The organism is Nonomuraea soli (genome assembly GCF_013761175.1).
In the GTDB taxonomy this organism is placed as follows: Bacteria; Actinomycetota; Actinomycetes; order Streptosporangiales; family Streptosporangiaceae; genus Nonomuraea; species Nonomuraea soli.
The window spans coordinates 506,858-526,919 of sequence record NZ_JACDUR010000008.1; the positions used below are offsets into that span (position 1 = coordinate 506,858).

The 20,062-nt window shown below is 71.1% G+C and carries 21 protein-coding genes; 16 read left to right on the forward strand and 5 right to left on the reverse strand.

Features of this window, described 5'->3' with window-relative positions; translation table 11 throughout:
- Window positions 1–12 precede the first annotated feature (12 nt).
- A complete protein-coding gene (locus tag HNR30_RS38530) occupies window positions 13–1,200 on the forward strand; it encodes a CaiB/BaiF CoA transferase family protein (protein WP_181615061.1) in 1,188 nt (395 codons plus the stop codon).
- On the forward strand, window positions 1,197–1,994 hold the full coding sequence (locus tag HNR30_RS38535) for an HpcH/HpaI aldolase/citrate lyase family protein (protein ID WP_181615062.1): 798 nt from the start codon (window positions 1,197–1,199) through the stop codon (window positions 1,992–1,994). Before HNR30_RS38530 ends, HNR30_RS38535 begins: the two co-directional genes overlap by 4 nt.
- Here the strand turns inward: HNR30_RS38535 and HNR30_RS38540 are convergent.
- Complete coding sequence (locus tag HNR30_RS38540) at window positions 1,991–2,623, reverse strand: TetR/AcrR family transcriptional regulator (protein WP_246380023.1); 633 nt, start codon at window positions 2,621–2,623, stop codon at window positions 1,991–1,993. The genes HNR30_RS38535 and HNR30_RS38540 overlap by 4 nt on opposite strands.
- Window positions 2,624–2,759: 136 nt before the next feature.
- On the opposite strand from HNR30_RS38540, the gene HNR30_RS38545 reads away from it, so the two are divergent.
- The 8 genes from HNR30_RS38545 to HNR30_RS38580 are packed head-to-tail and all read left to right on the forward strand — an operon-like array spanning window position 2,760 to window position 10,886.
- Complete coding sequence (locus HNR30_RS38545; RefSeq protein ID WP_181615064.1) at window positions 2,760–3,911, forward strand: ABC transporter substrate-binding protein; 1,152 nt, start codon at window positions 2,760–2,762, stop codon at window positions 3,909–3,911.
- Window positions 3,911–4,846, forward strand: a complete 936-nt coding sequence (locus HNR30_RS49685) for an inorganic phosphate transporter (RefSeq protein ID WP_181615065.1) — start codon at window positions 3,911–3,913, stop codon at window positions 4,844–4,846. The genes HNR30_RS38545 and HNR30_RS49685 overlap by 1 nt, the downstream gene beginning before the upstream one ends.
- Before the next feature lie 46 nt (window positions 4,847–4,892).
- Entirely contained in the window at window positions 4,893–5,576 is a 684-nt protein-coding gene (locus HNR30_RS38555) for a DUF47 domain-containing protein (protein WP_181615066.1), read from the forward strand.
- Window positions 5,576–7,375 carry an ABC transporter permease gene (locus HNR30_RS38560; RefSeq protein ID WP_181615067.1) on the forward strand — a complete coding sequence of 600 codons (1,800 nt, stop codon included), beginning with the start codon at window positions 5,576–5,578 and terminating at the stop codon, window positions 7,373–7,375. Before HNR30_RS38555 ends, HNR30_RS38560 begins: the two co-directional genes overlap by 1 nt.
- Window positions 7,376–7,394: 19 nt before the next feature.
- Window positions 7,395–8,411, forward strand: a complete 1,017-nt coding sequence (locus HNR30_RS38565) for an ABC transporter ATP-binding protein (RefSeq protein ID WP_312894952.1) — start codon at window positions 7,395–7,397, stop codon at window positions 8,409–8,411.
- Entirely contained in the window at window positions 8,408–9,142 is a 735-nt protein-coding gene (locus tag HNR30_RS38570) for an HAD family hydrolase (protein WP_181615068.1), read from the forward strand. The genes HNR30_RS38565 and HNR30_RS38570 overlap by 4 nt, the downstream gene beginning before the upstream one ends.
- Entirely contained in the window at window positions 9,139–10,107 is a 969-nt protein-coding gene (locus HNR30_RS38575; RefSeq protein ID WP_246380025.1) for an inositol monophosphatase family protein, read from the forward strand. Before HNR30_RS38570 ends, HNR30_RS38575 begins: the two co-directional genes overlap by 4 nt.
- Window positions 10,104–10,886 (forward strand): HAD family hydrolase, encoded by a 783-nt coding sequence (locus HNR30_RS38580; RefSeq protein WP_220134457.1) that lies wholly within the window; start codon window positions 10,104–10,106, stop codon window positions 10,884–10,886. Before HNR30_RS38575 ends, HNR30_RS38580 begins: the two co-directional genes overlap by 4 nt.
- Window positions 10,887–11,002: 116 nt before the next feature.
- Here HNR30_RS38580 and HNR30_RS38585 read toward each other — a convergent pair whose 3' ends face one another.
- Window positions 11,003–12,247, reverse strand: coding sequence for a phytase (locus tag HNR30_RS38585; RefSeq protein ID WP_181615069.1), 1,245 nt, complete (start codon window positions 12,245–12,247; stop codon window positions 11,003–11,005).
- A gap of 135 nt (window positions 12,248–12,382) precedes the next feature.
- Between HNR30_RS38585 and HNR30_RS38590 the strand changes: the two genes are divergently transcribed.
- From HNR30_RS38590 to HNR30_RS38610, 5 genes are all read left to right on the forward strand, one after another.
- Complete coding sequence (locus HNR30_RS38590) at window positions 12,383–13,363, forward strand: sugar ABC transporter substrate-binding protein (protein WP_181615070.1); 981 nt, start codon at window positions 12,383–12,385, stop codon at window positions 13,361–13,363.
- A gap of 7 nt (window positions 13,364–13,370) precedes the next feature.
- Entirely contained in the window at window positions 13,371–14,432 is a 1,062-nt protein-coding gene (locus tag HNR30_RS38595) for an ABC transporter permease (RefSeq protein ID WP_312894953.1), read from the forward strand.
- Window positions 14,429–15,187 (forward strand): ATP-binding cassette domain-containing protein, encoded by a 759-nt coding sequence (locus HNR30_RS38600; protein WP_181615071.1) that lies wholly within the window; start codon window positions 14,429–14,431, stop codon window positions 15,185–15,187. The genes HNR30_RS38595 and HNR30_RS38600 overlap by 4 nt, the downstream gene beginning before the upstream one ends.
- Before the next feature lie 77 nt (window positions 15,188–15,264).
- A complete protein-coding gene (locus HNR30_RS38605; protein ID WP_181615072.1) occupies window positions 15,265–15,885 on the forward strand; it encodes an IMPACT family protein in 621 nt (206 codons plus the stop codon).
- A 160-nt stretch (window positions 15,886–16,045) separates the two neighbouring features.
- Window positions 16,046–16,249 (forward strand): cold-shock protein, encoded by a 204-nt coding sequence (locus HNR30_RS38610; protein WP_181615073.1) that lies wholly within the window; start codon window positions 16,046–16,048, stop codon window positions 16,247–16,249.
- Window positions 16,250–16,287: 38 nt separating this feature from the next.
- On the opposite strand, the gene HNR30_RS38615 is transcribed toward HNR30_RS38610, so the two are convergent.
- Complete coding sequence (locus tag HNR30_RS38615; RefSeq protein ID WP_181615074.1) at window positions 16,288–17,505, reverse strand: isochorismate synthase; 1,218 nt, start codon at window positions 17,503–17,505, stop codon at window positions 16,288–16,290.
- Between the two features lie 119 nt (window positions 17,506–17,624).
- Between HNR30_RS38615 and HNR30_RS38620 the strand changes: the two genes are divergently transcribed.
- On the forward strand, window positions 17,625–18,431 hold the full coding sequence (locus HNR30_RS38620; protein WP_181615075.1) for a GDSL-type esterase/lipase family protein: 807 nt from the start codon (window positions 17,625–17,627) through the stop codon (window positions 18,429–18,431).
- Here the strand turns inward: HNR30_RS38620 and HNR30_RS38625 are convergent.
- Both HNR30_RS38625 and HNR30_RS38630 read right to left on the reverse strand, forming a co-directional pair.
- Window positions 18,409–19,104, reverse strand: a complete 696-nt coding sequence (locus tag HNR30_RS38625; protein ID WP_181615076.1) for an HNH endonuclease family protein — start codon at window positions 19,102–19,104, stop codon at window positions 18,409–18,411. The two genes, HNR30_RS38620 and HNR30_RS38625, sit on opposite strands and share 23 nt — an antisense overlap.
- On the reverse strand, window positions 19,101–19,997 hold the full coding sequence (locus tag HNR30_RS38630) for a TetR/AcrR family transcriptional regulator C-terminal domain-containing protein (protein ID WP_220134458.1): 897 nt from the start codon (window positions 19,995–19,997) through the stop codon (window positions 19,101–19,103). Before HNR30_RS38630 ends, HNR30_RS38625 begins: the two co-directional genes overlap by 4 nt.
- Between the last annotated feature and the right edge of the window lie 65 nt (window positions 19,998–20,062).

Genomic DNA, 20,062 nt, shown 5'->3' on the forward strand with positions numbered 1-20,062 from the left:
AGGATCACCCTTATGGGAGCTTTGAGTGGTATTCGGGTGATCGATGCGGCCACGTTGTTCGCGGGGCCGTCGGCGGCGATGATGCTGGGCGACTTCGGCGCCGACGTGATCAAGGTCGAGCACCCGCGCAGGCCCGATCCCTCGCGCGGGCACGGCGCCTCCTCGGGCGGGGTGGGCCTGTGGTGGAAGACGCTGGGCCGCAACAAGCGGGCCGCCGCGGTCGACCTGTCGAAGGCCGAGGGCCAGGAGATCCTCAAGCGCCTGGCCGAGCGCTCCGACGTGCTCGTCGAGAACTTCCGCCCTGGCACCCTGGAGCGCTGGAACCTGGCGCCCGAGGTCCTGCAGGAGCTCAACCCGCGCCTGGTGGTGGCGCGCATGACGGGGTTCGGCCAGGTGGGTCCCATGGCCTCGCGGCCGGGGTTCGGCACGCTGGCCGAGGCGATGAGCGGGTTCGCGGCGATGACGGGGGAGCCCGACGGGCCGCCGACGTTGCCGCCGCTGGCGATGGCCGACGGGATCGCGGGGCTGGCCATGGCGTACGCGGTCATGGTGGCCCTGCACGCCCGCGAGGAGACGGGGCGGGGCCAGGTGATCGACATGGCGATCATCGAGCCGATCCTGGGGCTGCTCGGGCCGCAGATGACGGCCTTCAAGGAGCTGGGGGTGGTGCCGCAGCGCACCGGCAACCGCTCCAGCAGCAACGCGCCGCGCAACACCTACCGCACCAGGGACGGGCGGTGGGTGGCCATCTCCACCAGCGCGCAGAGCATCGCCGAGCGGGTGATGCGGCTGGTGGGGCGCGAGGACCTGGTGACGGAGCCGTGGTTCGCCACGGGGGCCGGGCGGGTGGCCCACGTGGAGGAGCTGGACGCCGCGGTGGGCTCGTGGATCGGCGAGCGGGACGCGGCGGAGGTGATCGCGCGTTTCGAGGAGGCCGACGCGGCGGTTGCGATGATCTACAATGTAAAGGACATCGCTGACGACAAGCAGTATGAAGCGCTCAACACCTTCATCGAACTCCCCGACGAGGAGCTCGGCTCGGTGACCATGCAGAACGTGATGTTCCGCATGTCGGAGACGCCCGGACAGGTGCGCTGGCCCGGCGCGCCGCACGGGCGGCACACCGACGAGGTGCTGGGGGAGCTGGGCTACGACGCCCCGCTGATCGCGCGGCTGCGGGCCGACGGGGTGATCGCATGATCGTGACGTGGCTGTACGTGCCGGGGGACCGGCCCGAGCGTTTCGCCAAGGCGGCGGCGTCGGGCGCGGACGTGGTGATCATCGACCTGGAGGACGCGGTCGCCCCCGACGGCAAGGACGCGGCACGTGAGAACACGCTGGCCTACCTGGCGGCGCGTGAGGCGGGCGGGCCCGCGGTCCACGTGCGGGTCAACGACCTGGCGACCCCGCGCGGCCGCGACGACGTCGGGGCGCTGGCGGGCAGCGGGGTCGACGGGGTCCGGGTGCCGAAGGTGGAGGCGCCCGACGTGCTGGACCTGCTGGGCGACCTGCCGGGCTACGCGCTGCTGGAGTCGGCCAGGGGAGTGCTCGCGGCCTCGGCGATCGCCGCGCACCCGAACGTGGCGGGGATCGCGCTGGGGGAGCAGGACCTGGCGGCGGAGTTGTCGATCACGGCGGAGAGCGCGATGGACCACCTGCGGTTGCAGGTGGTCCTGGCCGCGGCGGCGGCCGGCCTCCCGCAGGTGCCGATGTCGGTCTATCCGGACGTGCGTGACAAGGCTGGGCTGCTGGCCTCGTCGGCGCGCGGGCGTTCGATCGGTCTGTACGGCAGGGCGGCCATCCACCCGCGCCAGCTTCCCGTCATCCGCGAGGCCTTCCGGCCGGGCGAGCAGGAGATCGCGCGGGCGCGGGAGGTGGTGGCGCTGGCCGGGCAGGGGGCGAGCGCGTTGCCCGACGGGCGGTTCGTGGACGCGCCGGTCATCGCCCGGGCGCGCCAGGTGTTGCGGCTGGCCGGTGAGGAGATCGAGATCTAGCCCTTGTAGACCCACCGCTGCTCGATCTCCTCGCGGGAGGGCGGTGGGCCGGGGAGAGGGATGGTGCCGGGCGCCTTGAGCGAGTCGAGGGCGAGGGCCAGGTAGCGCAGGCGCAGGTGGGCCGAGCGCTCGTCGTCGCCGAACTTGATCGACGACAGCTGTTCGAAGAGCGCGGCGAGGTCGTCGACGACGATGTCGGGGCGGATGGCGCCGGCTTGCTGGGCCCGGTCGAAGAGCTGGATGGTGAGCTCGTTGGCCAGGACCGAGGCGTGGTAGAGCTCCTCGGTGGGCTGGAAGGTGCCGGCCAGGGCGATGGTGAGGGCGTTGGTGTCGTAGACGACGACGCCGCGCAGGAACTCGGCGAAGCCGTCCCAGGGGTCGTCGATGGCCAGGCCGTCGTGGGCGGACTTGATGTAGAGCTGCAGGCCGTCGTAGCAGAGCTTGCGCAGGAGCTCTTCCTTGCTGGAGTAGCGGCGGTAGAGTGCGCTGATCCCGACGCCCGCCCGTTCGGCCACGGCGGCGATCGGGGCGCCCGGGTCGGCGGTGAAGACCGCGCGGGCGGCCTCGAGGATCAGCTCGTCGTTGCGCGCGGCCTGCTTGCGGCGGCCGCTCAGGGGTTGGGACGTCATGGACCCACTATACATGGAACAGATAATTCCGTTCTAGTCCCATCTCTCGTCAAGAGGTAAGTATGTCTTGACAAAGCGTTCACCGGACGTTCATTTTTGAGGCACCTCGGGGCACGCTCTGCCGAAGGAGCCCTACATGCGTACCGTTCCGGCCGTCTTATCGGCCCTGCTGCTGCTCACCGCCTGCGCCCCCTCCACCACGGGCGCCTCGCCCGCGCCGGCCGCGCCCAAGCCCGCCGCCTCGCAGGACCAGGCCTTCGACCTCAACCAGCTGATCACGGCGGCCAAGGCCGAGGGCAGCGTGGTCGTCTACGACTCCAGCGGCGACATCGAGGACGTCGCCAAGGCCTTCACCGCCAAATACGGCATCGCCATGGAGGGGGTCAAGTCCGACTCCCCCGAGACCGCGGAGAAGATGATCCGCGAGCACGCCGCCGACAACGTCACCATCGACGCCACCATGTACGAGGACGGCGGCGTGCTGGTCGGCCAGCTGCTGCCGCAGCAGGTCGTGCACACCTGGATCCCCGGCGACCTGGCCGGCGACATCCCGGCCGAGAACCGCAACCCGCTGATGGCCCTGGCCAAGGCGACGATCTTCGCCTACAACACCACGGCCTCGCCCGGCGGCTGCCCGGTCAAGAACATCTGGGACCTGACCGAACCCGAATGGCGCGGCAAGCTCGTCATGCAGGACCCGCTGGGCAAGCCGACCGTGCTGTCGTTCTTCACCCAGCTCGACGCGCACGGCAACCAGGCGCTGGAGCAGGCCTACCAGGCCAGGTACGGCAAGCCGCTGCAGACCTCCGAGAAGAGCGCCACCTTCGAGCTCATCAAGCGCCTGGCCGCCAACGACCCGGTGCTCACCGGCGCCGACGAGGACATCTCCGGGGCCGTCGGGCCGAAGGACGTCAAGGACGTGAAGATCGGCCTGATGTCGATCTCGAAGTTCCGCAACAACCAGGACAAGGGTTACACCCAGGCCGCCTGCACCGGCATGCAGCCGTTCGCGGGCTTCAGCTACCCGAAGTACGCGATGATCGCCACCAAGAGCAAGCACCCGAACGCCGCCAAGCTCTTCGTGCACTTCATCATGACCGAGGAGGGCATCAAGCACGAGATCGCCGAGGGCGGCGTCTCCGGCAACGCCACGGTCAGGCCCCTGGTCACGCCCGAAGGGCTGAAGGACTGGAAGAGCGACCTGTTCCACACCGACTCGGCGCAGTTGCTGGCCGACTTCCAGAACCGGCAGGTCGTGTCGGACTTCTGGCGCGTCAACCACGGGTGATGGGGTGGGGACTCCTCATCGCGGTGCCGTTCGTGCTCGTGTGCGGGGCCAACGACGGCGCGGTCCTGCTCGGCCTGGCCCTGCGCGCGGGGCTGGGCAGGACGGCGACGCTGCTGGCGCCGTTGACGCTGGTGCTGTCGCTGGTGGCGGTGCCGGTGCTGTTCGGGTACGGCGTGGCGGGCACGTTCACCGGCGGGCTGGCCGGGCTGACCGGCGGGCCCTTCCTGGGCGGGGTGATCGCCTCGCTGGTGGTGGTCGGCGTGCTCAGCCGGCGCGGGCTGCCGACGAGTCTGACGCTGGCCCTGGTGGGCGGGCTCACCGGCGCGGCGCTCGGCGGCGGGCTGGCGGTGTCGTGGGAGCGGGTCGCCGTGGTGCTGGCGGCCGGGCTGGGAGCCCCGGCGGCGGGGCTCGTGCTGGGCTACCTGCTGGGCGCGGGCTCGCACCGGGTGCCCGGCTCCTCCCGCATGCCGGCGGTGGCGCGGGTCCTCGGGGCGGGCAGTTACGCCCTGCAGTGCGCCGCGTACGCGGCCAACGACGGTCAGAAGATGTTCGCCGTGCTGGCGGTGGCCCTCGGCGGCACGCCCGGATGGGGGTGGCTGGTGGCGGTGGCGCTGGTGTTCTGCCTGGGGGCGCTGCCGTCGGTGGCCGGGGTGGGGGAGCGGCTGGGGCGCGGGCTGGCGTTGCTGCGGCCGGTGCACGTGATGTCGGCGCAGGGCGCGTGCGCGGCCGCGGTGCTGGCGGGGTCGGCGCTGGGGAGCCCGGTGAGCATGACGCAGTCGCTGTCGGCGGGCGCTGTGGGCGTGGCGGCCAGCGAGGGCGTGCGGCGGGTGCGCTGGCCTCAGGTGATGCGGCTCGGGCTGGCCTGGGTGCTCACCCTGCCCTCGGCCCTGGCTCTGGGTGTCCTGGCGGGCCTGCTCACCCGCACGGCCTGGTGACGGCCCCGGGTGCGACGGCCGCCCGGCCGGGTGGCGGGTGGGCGCCGTGAGCCGGGCACGGCGTTCCGGGCGGCTGAGGCGGGCATGGGACGACCTGCGCGGCGCCTCGGGCCCGCGGATCGTGGCGCTGGTGGCCGCCCAGATCGCCACCGCCCGTTCCGGCGCCGTCCTGGCGCTGGAGACCGCTCACGGCCGGGTGGCGCCCCCGGCGGCCAGGGCGCGCATGGCCCGCATCGAGCACGAGGGCGACGCGGCCAGGGCCGAGCTGGTCAAGGCCCTGCGCGGCAGCCTGGCCACCCCGATCGACCGCGAGGACCTCTACCGCCTGTCGCGCAGCGTCGACGACGTCCTGGACCACCTGCGCGACTACGTGCGCGAGGGCGACCTGTTCGGCCCCACCGGCCCGACGGACGGCACGGGTGCCGGTGGCGCCCGCTTCGCCGTCGAGCCTCTGCGGGCGATCATCGACGGTCTCGACGGGCTGGAGGTCGCTCTCGGGCGGGTGCTGGCCGACCCCGCCTCGGTGACCTCCTGCGCGCTGGCGGCGCGCAAGGCGGGTGGCCGGGTGCGCCAGCACTACCAGGCGGAGCTGGCCAGGCTGTTCGCCGGTCCGCTGGAGATGGAGGTGCTGCGCCGCCGTGAGTTGCTGGCGCGGCTGGACACGGTGGGCAGGCGGCTGGGCGAGGCGGCCGACGCTCTGGCGGACGCGATGTTGAAGAGGAGCATGTGATGTTCAAGTCCAGACCCCGCATCCGGTACCGGTTACAGGTGCTGCGCCACGATCCGACGGCGGCGATGGGGCTCGTCCTGGCGGTGCTGCTGGTGTACCTGGTGGTGGCGCCGCTGGGCGCGGTGCTGTCGGACGCCTTCCGGGTGCAGTTCGGCGACCAGGTCCATGCCGGCCAGCAGCCGGGGGAGTGGACCGGCTACTACCTGTGGCGGGTGTTCCGTTCGCGGATCGCCGAGCTGATCTTCTGGGAGCCGCTGCTGAACACGGTGGTGGTGAGCCTGGGCACGGTGGCGTTCGCGCTGCTGGTGGGCGGCGGCATGGCGCTGCTGGTGGCCAGGACCGACGTGCCGGGCAGGCGCTTCCTGGCCGGTGCGCTGGTCGTGCCGTACATGCTGCCGTCGTGGACGTTCTCGCTGGCGTGGCTGACGTTGTTCAAGAACGAGCGGGCGGGCGGGCAGCCGGGGGTGCTGCAGGCGGCGGGCGTCCGGACGCCGGACTGGCTGGCCTACGGCGCGGTCCCGATCATCGTGACGCTGGGGCTGCACTACTTCCCGTTCGTCTTCCTGCTGGTGGGCAATGCGTTGCGGCGCATCGACTCGCAGCTGGAGGACTCGGCGCGCATCCTGGGCGCCTCGCGGGCGACGGTGTTGCGGCGGATCACCGGGCCGCTGCTGCTGCCGGCGTTGTCGAGTGCGGTGCTGCTGGTGGTCGGGCGGGTACTGGGGACCTTCGGCACGCCGTACATCCTGGGGTTGCCCGCCGACTACCGGGTGTTGTCGACGGGCCTGTACCAGTCGATCCGTGACCGCAGCACCGGCGTGGCGTCGGTGCTGGCCGGGGTGATCGTGATCATCGGGGTGCTGGTCGTGCTGGTCGACATGCGGCTGATGCGTGAGCAGCGGCGTTTCGTGACCGTGGGCGGCAAGGGCGCGATGGACCGCGTCGGTCACCTGCGGCGCGGGCGCTGGCCGTTGTGGTCGGTGGCGGCCGGGGTGCTGATCCTGTCGGTGGTGGTGCCGATCATGACGTTGCTGCTGTCGACGGTGATGCGCACGCCGGGGGTGTGGCGGCTCGACAACTTCACGCTCGACTTCTGGCTGGCCGAATCCCTGCCGGGTGCGGTGGGGTTCCCGCACGGGGTGCTGCGCGGGGGCGAGTTGTGGGAGGCGGCCTACAACAGCCTGGTCATCGTGGGCCTGGCCTCGGTGATCTGCGGGGTGCTCGGGCTGCTGGTCGGCTATGTGGTGGTCAGGGGTACGGCGCCGCGGGTGGCGGCGTTCCTGCGGCAGGTGTCGTTCCTGCCGTACCTGATTCCGGGCATCGCCTTCGCGGCGGCGTCGTTGTCGTTGTTCGCGGTGCAGCGTGGTCCCGTCCCGGCGTTGTACGGCACGACGGCGCTGCTGGTGCTGGTGATGGCGGTCACGCACCTGCCGTACTCCTCGCGCTCGGGCATCGCGGCGATGACGCAGCTGGGGCGCGAGCCGGAGGAGGCGGCGCAGATCTGCGGCGCGTCGTGGCCGGCGCGGATGCGGCGCATCGTCTTCCCGATCCAGAAGGGCGCGCTGGTGACGGGGGTGGTGCTGCCGTTCGTCTCGGGGCTGAAGGAGCTGAGCATCGTGATCATGCTCACCACCACCGGCACCCAGCTGCTCACGACGTTGTCGATCACGCTGGTCGACTACGGCTACACCCAGCTCGCCAACGCGGTCGTGCTGATGATCGCGCTGGTGTCGTTCACCATGACCTACCTGGCCCAGCGACTGACCCGGAGCAGCCTGGCTTCCGGGCTCGGAGGATGAGTTGATCACTTTACGTGGCGTGTCGAAGAGCTACGGCGGTTCCGACCTGGCGGTGCGGGATCTGGATCTGGTGATCCCGACCGGTTCGTTCATGTGCCTGCTGGGTCCCTCCGGCTGCGGCAAGACCACCACCCTGCGCATGATCGCCGGGCTGGAGCAGCCGTCGTCGGGGACGATCGAGGTCGACGGCAGGGTCCTGGACTCGGTCGAGCGCGGCCTCTACGTGCCGCCGGAGAAGCGGCGGATGGGCCTGGTCTTCCAGAACTACGCGCTGTGGCCGCACCTGACCGTGCTGGGCAACACCGAGTTCGGGCTGCGCATGCGCAAGGTGCCCGCGGCCGAGCGGCGCGAGCGCGCGATCGAGGCCCTGCGGATGGTGCGCGTGGACGACGCCATGGAGCGCTACCCGGCGCAGCTGTCGGGCGGCCAGCAGCAGCGGGTCGCGCTGGCCCGCATGCTGGCGATCAATCCGTCGGTGCTGCTGCTGGACGAGCCGCTGTCGAACCTGGACGCCCGGTTGCGGCTGGAGATGCGCGCGGAGCTGAAGCGTATCCACGAGGAGTCGGGCACGACCGTCGTCTTCGTCACCCACGACCAGCTCGAGGCGATGACGATGGCGACCGACGTGGCGGTCATGGAGGCGGGGCGGTTGCAGCAGGTGGCGCCGCCGATGGAGATGTACCACCGTCCGGCGAACCGGTTCGTCGCCGAGTTCGTCGGCAGCCCGCCGATGAACCTGCCCTCGGGCGCGCTGGCCGAGTCGCTGCTGCGGTGCGCGGGCGCCGGCTCAGGGGTGGGTGTGCGGCCCGAGGCGCTGCGCCTGGGCGATCCGGAGCCGGGGGCCTGGCAGGAGGAGGCGGTGGTGGAGGCGGTGCTGCCCGCGGGCTCGTCGTGGACGGTGCGGCTGCGGGTGCTCGACGGGGAGCTGTTCGCCCTGTCGTTCCGTGAGCTGGACGTTGAGGCGGGCCAGAAGGTGCGTGTGTGGGCGCGCCGTGGCCAGGTGCACGTGTTCGATGCCGAGGGGGTGCGGGTGTGAAGGCGCTGCTGCTGGACTTCGGCGGGGTCCTGGTCCAGACCTCCAAGCGGCCGTCGTGGGCGGCCGAGCTGGCCAAGGAGGTGCACCAGCGGCTGGCGCGCGCGGGGTTCGGCGGGCTGGAGGCCGAGGAGATCGAGGTCGACATCAGGGCCGGCGCCGACGCCGACCGGTACTGGAAGGACGCCATGTCGCGCCTGGCGGCCCCGGTCGAGATGACCCATCGGGGGTTCTGGGGGGATTTCGTGGCCTCCGACTGGCCGGCGGCGGCGCGGGAGCTGGTGAGGGCCGAGGCAAGCGCGTTGTGCAGGCGCATGGGGGAGCTGCGGCAGGAGCGGGTGGTACGGCCGGGCATGCGCGCGTTGCTGGAGCGCTGCCAGGTGCCGGTGGCGGTGGTCAGCAACGCGTTGTGCGGTGCGGTGCATCGTGACTTCCTGGCGGCGGCGGGGGTGGAGGTGGCGTTGCAGGTGTACAGCGACGAGGTGGGGGTGCGTAAGCCGAACCCGGAGATGATCTGGATCGCGACGCGGGCGCTGGGGGTGGATCCGTCGCAGGTCTGGTACGTGGGCGACAACTACGACCGGGACGGGCTGTGCGGGGTGCGGGCGGGTGTGGGCACCACGGTGATCATGCGGTCGGACAGCACCGACACGATCCCCTACCGGGTGCGCCAGCGGCCGTCGGCCGTGGTCGACGACGCGGCGGGGCTGCTGCGGCTGATGGAGGCGTCATGAGCGAGGAGCTGATGCGGGTGGCCGTGGAGGCGGCGCTGGCCGTGGGGGAGCCGTTGCGCGCGGCCTTCCGCTCGCGGCCGGCGACGACGGCCAAGCGGGACTTCCAGGATCCGGTGACCGAGCACGACCGGGCGTGCGAGGAGATCATCCGCGGCGTGATCGCGGCCCGTGTTCCGGGGAGCGTCGTGGTGGGCGAGGAGGGCGGCACCACCGGCCCGGTCCCCGGCCCGGTCCCCGGCCCGGTCCCCGGCGCGGCTTCCGGCGCGGCTCTCGGCCCGGCTCTCGGGCCGGTTGCGGGTTCGGGGGCGGGTCTGGTGGCGGGCGCGGTCGACGGGCGGGTGACGTGGTTCGTCGATCCGATCGACGGCACCGCCAACTTCGCCGCCGGGCTGCCGTTCTTCTGCGTCTCGATCGCGGCGGCCGTCGGCGGCGAGCTGGTGGCGGGTGTGGTGTACGACCCGGTGCGCGAGCAGCTGTTCACCGCCGGCGGCGAGGGCGCGTGGTGCGACGGGGTGCCGCTGCGCAGCACCGGCGCGTCGGCCGATCGGGAGGCGATGTTGCTGACCAGCTTCCCGGCGCCGCGAACGCTGGCCGCCGACGGTCAGCATGCGCTGGACGGCTTCGCCCGGCTGCTGGCCTCGTTCGCGGCGTTGCGCCGGCCGGGCAGCGCCGCGCTCAAGCTCGCGCACGTGGCGGCCGGGTGGGCCGATGTCGCCTACGGCAGGCAGGCCAGTGCGTGGGACGTGGCGGCGGGCGCGTTGCTGGTACGGCGGGCGGGCGGGGTGTTCCTGGGCGACCCGCTGTCCGGCGGCGACTATCTGGCGCACGTGGCGGGCTTCGACCTGTCCGGCTCGGCGCTGGCCGAGGTCGCCGGGGACGTGCTCGGCCCGGTGAGGCCGGTGAGTCCGGTCAGTCCGGTCAGTCCGGTCAGTCCGATGAGTCCGGAGAGGCCGGTGAGCCGGTGAGCCGTGTGGTGGCGGGGCCGATCGAGTGGATCGTCACCGATCTGGACGGCACGCTGGTGGGGCGGGACCTGCGGATGGTGGAGGCGAGCAGGGCGGCGCTGGGGCGTTTCGCGAAGGCGGGTGGCCGGGTGGTCATCGCCACGGGGCGCAGCGAGGCGTCGGCTCGCCGCTACTACGACGAGCTGCGGCTACGTGGTCCCGCGATCCTCTACAACGGGGCCCGCACGGTGGATCTGGGCACGGGGGAGGTGCTCCACGAGCGCACGCTGCCGGCGCACGCGCTGCCGTACCTGGTGGAGAGCCTGCCGGAGGGGCTGTATCCGGTGGCGTTCGTGGAGGGGCGCGCCTATGCAGCCCACGACGTGCCGCAGCTGCGGGAGTACGCGCGGCGTGACGGGTTGCGGCTGGAGCGGGCGTGCTGGGCGGAGCTGGCGCGCCGGCCGGTGACGAAGGTGATGCTGATCGGCGAGCCCGGCGTGCCGCCGGTGGTGGAGGGCACGACGGCGGTGCGGTCGGAGCGCACCTACCTGGAGTTCCTGCCGGAGGGGACGAGCAAGGGCGGTGCCCTGCGGGAGCTGGCGGCGCGGGAGGGGGTGCCGATGGAGCGGGTGGCGGCGATCGGTGACAATCCCAACGATCTGGACATGATCGAGGCGGCGGGGCTGGGGGTGGCGGTCGGGGACGGGCACCGGGTGGTGCGCGAGGCGGCCGACAGGGTGGTGGCGGGCTGCGCGCAGGGCGCGGTGGCCGAGCTGGTGGCGCTGGCGCTCGACGGGTGAGCCGGCGAGGGACGGCCCCGGCTCGGACGTTCGAGCCGGGGCCGTCCACTGCCTGCCGGGGCCGTTCGACCGGGGTCGGCGGGTCGGCGGTGTCTCGGCGGCGTCGGTGGGCAGGGTCAGTCGTCGAGGTCGAGGGGGTCGCTGACCTCGTCCCAGTCGACGAACTTGAAGTTCGTCGACTCCCGCTCGCCCTCGCCCGGCGTGTCGGCGCCGTCGTGCACGACCAGCAGCCCGTCGGGGTAGCGCGAGCCGAGCGGGGAGGTGACGACCATCGCCCCGTCGCTGGTCTGGGCGCCGTCGATGGGGCCGCCGTGTACTCGGAACTGCGCCACGTAGTGGTTGCCGCTCTCGCGCTCGTAGACGGCGAAGGTGTCGTCGCCCTGGCTGGAGGCCAGCAGGTAGCCGTCTCCGTCGTCGCCGTAGGCGATGGTCAGGCCTTCAGCGTCGGCCGACAGGTGCTGTCCGCCGTAGCCGGGGTCGGGGCCGGGTGTGCACTCCTCGGTGTCGGGGTCGTAGGTGCCCGGCCTGCCGTACTCCTTGACCTTGTCCATGAGCACGGGTGCGCCGGTGAGGTCGGCGCGCATGCGCCAGACGCCGACGTCCTCCTGGGCGGCGTAGAGCACGTCGCGGTCGCGGTCGACGACCATGCCCTCGACCTGGGGCAGCTCGCCGGGCTCCAGGCAGGGGGTCCAGGGGGTGCCGTTGGGCAGGGTGAAGGCGGCGGGCAGGTCGAGGGTGCGCACGAGGGTGTAGGAGACGCGCCCGCCGGCGGTGGCGGTCAGCCTGGCCAGGCCGATGCGGGTCTGGTGGCGGCGGCTGACCAGGGCGAAGGTGCCGGTGCGGTCCTGCCATGTCGCCAGGCCGTAGGCGGTCTCGGCCTCGTTGACCTGCTCCTGGGTGCTGTTGAAGACGTACGGCACGGCGGGATCGGTGAGGTCGGTGAGCTGGCCGGTGGAGGGGTCGATGCGGTAGAAGCGCAGGTGGTCGCGGCCGCGGTCGGAGACGACGGCCAGGTCGGCGGCGGCGCCGGTCGACAGGCGGAAGCCGTAGACGAGGTCGACGTTGTTGAAGCGGCCGGGCTCGTCGTCGGGTCCGGGCGGGGCGGGGGCGGGGATGTGCTGGCGCTGGGCGCCGGTCAGGTCGTAGACGTACAGGCCGCCTTCCTTGGCGGTGGCGATGACGAGGCTTCGGCCTGGCCGGGTGGGGTGGACCCAGATGGCCGGGTCGTCACCGTTGGCGTTGCCTCCTGCCTCGTCGTCGAAGAGGGCGGGGGTCTCGGCGTCGGCGGGTGCCTCGGTGATGCCGCTGGTGGGTGATAACCAGGTGGTGATGGCCAGAGCGGCTGCTAACAGGGGGCGCATGGCGACTCCACGGGTTGGATGTGACGTCACGATGTCATGACATATGAGTGAATACAAGGTGAACAAATGAGCTCGCAGGTCCGCATGTCTATACATAGCGTTGACGAGCTCGTTAATCGGCGGTTACATCGGTTCATGAAGCGAACCCCGATCTTTGTGGCGTTAGCCCTGGTTCTGGCCGCGTGCAGCAGCGGGGGACAGGAACCGGCGGCCCAGCAGCAGACCCAGCAGTCAGCGCCCGCCGCGGGTTCGGCCGCGGGCGCGACCTTCGCCGTGATCACCCACGCCTCGGCGGGCGACTCCTTCTGGGACGTGGTCAAGAACGGCGCGGAGGCCGCGGGCAAGGCCTACGGCGACACCGTGACGTACCAGGGCGACGGCGACCCGGGCAAGCAGTCGCAGCTCATCGACCAGGCCGTCTCGCAGAAGGTCGACGGGATCGTGGTCTCCATGGCCAACCCCGACGCGCTCAAGGAGGCCATCGGCAAGGCGGTGGCCGCCAAGATCCCGGTCGTCACCATCAACTCGGGCGCCGACCGCTCCAAGGAGTTCGGCGCGCTGACGCACGTGGGGCAGTCCGAGGACGTGGCCGGCCGGGGCGCGGGCGAGCAGTTGAAGGCCGCGGGCGTGACCAAGCTGCTGTGCGTCATCCACGAGGCCGGCAACGTCGGCCTGGACCAGCGGTGCAAGGGCGCCGAGGAGACGCTGGGCGGCACGGTGGAGCGGCTGCAGGTCGACATCGCGAACCTGGCGGACGTGACCTCGAAGGTGGCGGCCAAGCTGCAGTCCGACAGCGCGGTGACCGGGGTGTTGGCGCTGAACCCGGGCGTGGCGGTGGCGGCGCGCGACGCGATCCGCGACGCCGGCTCGCAGGCCAAGCTGGCCACCTTCGACCTGTCGGCGGACGTGGTGACGGCGATCAAGGACGGGCAGATCCTGTTCGCGGTGGACCAGCAGCAGTACCTGCAGGGCTGGCTGCCGATCACCTTCCTGCACCTGTACAAGGCGAACCTGAACACGGTCGGCGGCGGGCTGCCGGTCAACACCGGTCCCGGCTTCGTCACCAAGGACACCGCGGAGCAGGTGGCCAAGCTGACCGAGGCCGGCACCCGATGACGGGTCCGTGGCCTGGCGGGGCGGGTTCGCGGTGACGGTCGCCGCGCCGGCGGACGAGCGGCTGGCCAGGGCCGGGGTGCTGCGCCGGCTGCTCATCCGCCCCGAGCTCGGCGCGGTGGTGGGGGCGCTGGTGGTCTTCGCCTTCTTCGCCACCCAGTCGCCGGTCTTCCGCTCGGTCGACGGGGTCGCCAACTGGCTGGATCCGGCGGCCACGCTGGGCATCATGGCGGTGGCCGTCGCGCTGCTGATGATCGGCGGCGAGTTCGACCTGTCGGCCGGGGTGCTGACCGGCACCAGCGGGCTGGTGCTGGTCACCCTGGCCACGCGCTACGGGCTGAACGTGTGGCTGGCGATGGCGGCCGGGCTCGTGGTGGCCCTGGCGGTCGGGCTGGTCAACGGGCTGGTGGTGACGCGCACCAGGCTGCCGAGCTTCATCGTCACCCTGGGCACCTTCCTGATGCTGCAAGGCGTCAACCTGGGCGTCACCAAGGCGCTGACCGGCACCGTGCAGGTCAGCGGCCTGGCCAGGGCCGACGGCTACGAGGTGGCGCGGGCGATCTTCGGCGGCACGATCGTGATCGGCGGCACCCCGTTCCGGGTGGCGATCCTGTGGTGGATCGGCCTGACGGTGCTGGCGACGTGGGTGCTGATGCGCACCCGCGCGGGCAACTGGATCTTCGCCGTGGGCGGCAACGACCAGGCGGCGCGCGCGGTCGGGGTGCCGGCGGCCCGGGTGAAGATCGGCCTGTTCATGACGACGGCGGTGGCGGCCTGGCTGGTGGGTTCGATGATGGCGCTGCGCTACACCAGCGTGCAGGCCAACATCGGCATCGGGCAGGAGTTCATCTACATCATCGCGGCGGTGATCGGCGGCTGCCTGCTCACGGGCGGGTACGGCTCGGCGATCGGTGCCGCGATCGGTGCGGTGATCTTCGGGATGGCCGACAAGGGCATCGTCTTCCTCGGCTGGGACGCCGACTGGTTCAAGTTCTTCCTGGGCGCGATGTTGCTGCTGGCCACGCTGGCCAACCGGCTGGTGCGCCGTTACGCCGAGCAGGTGAGGCATTGATCCTGGAGACGCGGGAGATCGGTAAGTCGTTCGGCTCGGTGCTGGCGCTGCGCGGGGTGTCGATGCGGGTGGAGCCCGGCAGCGTCACGTGCGTGCTGGGCGACAACGGGGCGGGCAAGTCGACTCTCATCAAGATCCTGTCGGGGGTGCACAGGCACGACAGCGGGGAGTATCTCCTCGACGGGGTGCCGACCGTGCTCGACAGCCCTCGCCAGGCCCTCGACCTGGGCATCGCCACCGTCTTCCAGGACCTGGCGATGATCCCGCTCATGTCGGTGTGGCGCAACTTCTTCCTGGGGTCCGAGCCGCGCAGGTCGCTGGGCCGGTTCGACGTGGCGGCGGCCAGGCGCATCGCGCGTGAGGAACTGCGCGCGATGGGCATCGACATCCGCGACGTGGACCAGCCGGTGGGCACGCTGTCGGGCGGCGAGCGGCAGTCGGTGGCGATCGCGCGGGCGGTGTACCTGGGGGCGAAGATCCTCATCCTGGACGAGCCGACCTCGGCGCTGGGGGTCAAGCAGGCGGGCGTGGTCCTGCGCTACATCGTGCGGGCCAGGCAGCGGGGGCTGGGAGTGGTGTTCATCACGCACAACCCGCATCACGCCTACCCGGTGGGGGATCGGTTCCTGCTGCTGAACCGGGGGGTGAGTCTGGGGGAGTACGCCAAGGAGGAGATCGCGCTGCAGGAGCTGACCACGCTGATGGCGGGAGGGGCGGAGCTGGAGCAGCTCGAGCACGAACTACGCAGTCAGTGATCTACATTGTAAAGGCGGGTGGCTTTTCTTAAAACTCCTGACGACAACCCCAAAAACCGGCTCCCTAGGATGAGAGCGTGGCCAAGCCGTACCTGACCTTGACATCGGTGTTCGAGCACGAGACGGAGGTGCGGCGTTCGCGGTTCGTGTGCGCCGTCGCCCCGGCGGGCAGCGTGGAGGAGGCGGCCGCGTTCATCGCCCGGCGCCGTGCGTCGCACGCGGGTGCGACGCACAACTGCAGCGCCTATGTGATCGGTGAGCGGGTGCAGAAGGGCGACGACGACGGCGAGCCGGGCGGTACGGCCGGTACGCCGATGGTGCAGGCGCTCGTGGGGCGGGGCTTCGCCGATGTGGTGGCGGTGGTGACGCGGTATTTCGGCGGGGTGTTGCTGGGTGCGGGCGGGTTGGTGCGGGCTTATGGCGGGGCGGTGACGGAGACGCTGGATCGGGTGGAGCCGGTACGGATGGTTCCGGCTCGGGTGATTCGCGTGTCGGTGGCGCACGATCAGGCGGGACGGGTGGAGAGTGATCTTCGGGGGTCGCGGTTCTCCGTGCGTGAGGTCGTCTATGGCGCTGACGTGCGGTTCGTGGTCGCGGTGGGGGTCGATGAGGTGGAGGGTTTCACTGATTGGGTGGCGGGGCTGACGGCGGGACGCGCAAAGGTGTGGGTGGAGGGTGACATCCACGTGCTATCGTGAACGCGATGCTTTGTTGTACCCATGAAACGTGCGAGCGCCTGGTGGACGAAGTCCCCTCGGGCGCTTTTTGTTTGCCGGTTCTGTCCGGATGTGGGGCACATAGCTCAATCGGGGGCGCGCACGGTGCACGCTTCCAAGTGCCCTATCAAAGGAGATAGACATGGCTACCGGAACTGTGAAGTGGTTCAACTCGGAAAAGGGCTTCGGCTTCATCGCCCAGGACGGCGGTGGCGCTGACGTCTTCGCTCACTACTCCAACATCGCCAGCTCGGGTTACCGCGAGCTGCACGAGGGTCAGCGCGTCTCGTTCGAGGTCACGCAGGGTCAGAAGGGCCCGCAGGCCGAGAACATCGTGCCTGAGTAAATAGTTGGGAAAAAGGGGGCCTTCGGGCCCCCTTTTTTTCATCCCTCCAGGGCGTACTGCATGACGCGGAATTTGGTCTGGGCTTCCGCGAGCTCGGCGGCCGGGTCGGAGTCGCCCATGATGCCGCAGCCGGCGAACAGGCGGGCGCGGCGGCCGCTGATGTGGCCCGAGCGCAGGGCGATGCCCCATTCGCCGTCGCCTGCGGAGTCGATCCAGCCGACGGGGCCCGCGTAGCCGGCGCGGTCCATGCCTTCGATGTCGCGGATGAGCTGGACGGCCTTGTCGGTGGGGGTGCCGCCGACGGCCGCGGTGGGGTGCATGGCGGCGACGACGTCGAGGACGGAGGCGCCGTCGGCCAGGCGGCCGGTGACGTGGCTGGCCAGGTGTTGCAGGTTGGGCAGGACGAGCAGTTCTGGTTCGTCGGGGGTGTGCAGGACCGCGCAGAGTGGCGCGAGGGTCTGGCGGACCGAGGCGATGGCGTATTCGTGCTCGTGGCGGTCCTTGGCGGAGGCGAGCAGGGCTTGGCCTCGGCGGTGGTCGTCGTCGGGGTCGGTTCCGCGGGCGGTGGTGCCGGCCAGGACGAGGGATTCGATCTCGGTGCCGGTGCGGCGGATGAGGAGTTCGGGGGTGGCGCCGATGAGTCCCGCGACGGAGAAGGTGTAGCAGTCGGGGTATCGGCTGGCCAGGCGGCTGAGCAGGAGTCGGGCGTCGATGGGGTGCTCGGCGGTGGCGACGAGGTCGCGGGCGAGGACGACTTTGTCGAGGTCGCCGTGGCGGATGCGGGCCGAGGCCTGGGCGACGATGTGCTGCCAGGCGGGTGCGGTGAGGCTGCCGTCGCCGTAGCTGATGCGGCCGGGCGTGGTGACGGGTGTGGCGTGGTTGAGTGCGGGGTCGCCGATGGTGGTGAGCCAGGTCTGGCCGTCGCGGCGGGTGAGGGTGGCCTGGGGGATGACCAGGACGGAGCCTGGGGTGGCGGGGTCGAAGGTGAAGCTGCCGAAGGCGGCGGGCCGGGGTGCGCCTGGTTCGGTGGGCAGGTCGGCGAAGGCGTCGGTGAGCCACTGCCGGGCCCAGGCGAAGCGGCCGGGTCCGGTGGGCACGTTCACGCGGGCGGCCTCGCCCCACCCGACCAGGCCCTGGCCGTGCCGTACCCAGGCGTATGGTGCCGGGGTCGGCAGTGCCTTGAGCAGGTCACCGGGGTCGCGGACCGTGGTGGTGCGAACCGGCAATGGGTGGGTTGTTCCCAGTGCGACACTCACTCAAGACACTCTATGCGGAATCTGAACACGTTCGACTTCCGGCCCCCGGTCTGTCAAGAAGCGATGCGAAGTGGGTTCGGCGCGTACGCGGGGGCTGGGGTGGTCTCTACCGTCGGATCATGTTCGCTCATCTGGCGGTCGCCGCCGTTGTCGTGTCGTCGTCCCTGCAGCCGCTTCCGTCGGCTCCTTCGGTGATGGCGGCGTTGGGGGATTCGATTTCCGCAGGGTTCAACGCGTGTGGGTGGTATGTGGCGTGTACGTCGCGGTCGTGGGCGGTGGGTGATGATCGTGAGGTGAACAGTCATTTCGTACGGCTGGGCATGCGGGAGGGCAATCTCACCTTCGCGGTGCCGGGGGCGACGTCGGCGGATCTGGGCGGTCAGGTGCGTCAGGCGGTGGACGCGGGTGCGGGATATGTGACGGTGCTGATCGGGGCGCAGGACGCGTGCGTGTCGAGTGAGCGGAAGATGACGCCGGTGTCGGTGTACCGGGATCGGGTGGCTCGGGCGTTGTGGGCGTTGAAGGGTGGGGCGCCGGGGGTGCGGGTGTTCGTGGCGAGCATTCCGGATCTGCGGCGGTTGTGGCAGGCGGGTAAGGACAACGTGGTCGCGCGGACGTTCTGGGCGGTGGGGCGGATCTGCCAGGCGATGCTGGCCGAGCCGACGTCGACGGCGCGGGTGGATGTGGAGCGGCGGGCGCGGGTGCGGGCGCGGGTGGTGGCCTACAACGAGGTGCTGGCGGAGTTGTGCGCGCGGTTCGGGCCGAACTGCAGGTTCGACGGGGGTGCGGTGTTCGCGTATCCGTACACGTTGAAGCACATCAGCAAATGGGATTTCTTCCATCCGAACGCGGCGGGGCAGAAGGCGCTGGCGGAGGTGACGTACAAGAGGGGCTTCGACTGGCTCAGCGGCATTGGCGCAGCATGACGCTCTTGTCGCCGGGGGTGACGGGGAGTTTGTACTTGAGGGCGACCTGGGCGAAGCGCACGGCGTAGGCGCAGCGGATGGCGCGGCGTGGTGGGAGCCAGGCGGCGGGTCCCGAGCCGTCCTTGTCCTCGTTGGCGGTGCCGAGGACGGGCAGGAGGTTGAGGGGGTCCTGGGCGAAGTCGAGGCGTTTGTTCATGCGCCAGGTGCGGGCTCCCATGTACCAGGCGTAGGACAGGGGGACGACGTGGTCGACCTGGATGTCGGCGGGGCGGGTGATGGTCTGGCCGGTGTAGGGGTCGTCGAGGCGGATGGCGGTGACGGTGCATCCGTCGCGGGTGACGTCGTGGCCGTCGCGGGCCAGGAGGTCGTCTCGGGTGCGGCAGCCGTTGTGGGCGTAGGGCACGCCGGGGGCGGTGTCGGTCCAGTTGTCGCCGTAGCGCAGGCGGTCGTAGCCGCGTCTGGCGCCCATGGGGCGGGTGCGGAGGGTGGCGATGAGGTCGGCGGCTTGGCGGCGTTCCGTGGTGGTGGTGAGGGGGGCCAGGCCTGAGCGGACGCCGTCGCCGTTATGCAGGGGGCTGGCGGCGGCGGCTTGGGGGCTGGAGTGGGACTGTCCGAGCAGTGAGGCGATGATGACGGCGCCGGCCAGGACGGCGACCGCGTCGCGGGTGCTCAATCGCGCCTCCTTCCTCCAGCAGTGTCGATGAGGTGGGCGATTCCGTCCAGCAGGCGGTTGAGGCCGTGGTCGAAGAGGCTGTCGAGGTTGTAGTCGAGGGCCGGGTCGGCGATGAGTGCGGTGAGGTTGGGGTGGTCGCCGTCGTCGAGGATGGCGTGGAGTTGTGGTTCCTGGCCGGCGAGCCATTGTTCGTCGTCGAGGCCGCTGTCCTGGGTGAAGGTGGCTTCTGTTTCGAGGTTGACGGCGACGCCGCGGACGTAGGTGGCCAGGCAGAGGGCGGCGTGGAAGGTGTCGTTGGGTGGCAGGCCGAGGTGGTTGAGGGCGCGCAGGGCCCATTCGGTGTGGGCCATGCCGGCGCGGGCGAACATGGGGCGGGTGAAGGAGATGACCTGGGCGAGCCAGGGGTGGCGGCGGTAGGTGGCCCATTGGAGGCGGGCGAGGGTGTCGAGTTGGGCGCGCCAGCCGGGTGGTGGGGGGTCGGGCAGGGGGATCTCGCCGAGGGCGGTGTCGGTCATGTGGAGGATGAGGGTGTCCTTGTCGCGGATGTGGCGGTAGAGCGACATGGTGGGCAGGCCGAGTTCGGTGGCCAGGCGGCGCATGGTGAGGGCGGCCAGTCCTTCGGTGTCGGCGATGTGGAGTGCGGTGGCGAGCAGGTGCTGCTTTTCCGCGGCGGGGCGTGGCGTGGCGTGGTGGTCGCTGACGACGGTGCCGACGCCGGGCAGGGCGTGGACGAGGCCCTGGTGCTGGAGGGTGGTGAGGACTTTGGTGGCGGTGGCCATGGCGACGCCGTAGTCCTTGGCGATCTGGCGGGTGGAGGGGATGCGGTCGCCTGGGTGGAGGCGGGCGATGTCGCGGGTGAGGTCGGCGACGATGCGCAGGTAGGGCGCGGTCACACTAGTGCACTGTAGCAGTGCACTAGTGCGCTTAGCCATTTACCGCGCTCGTTGGGCGTTTGTAC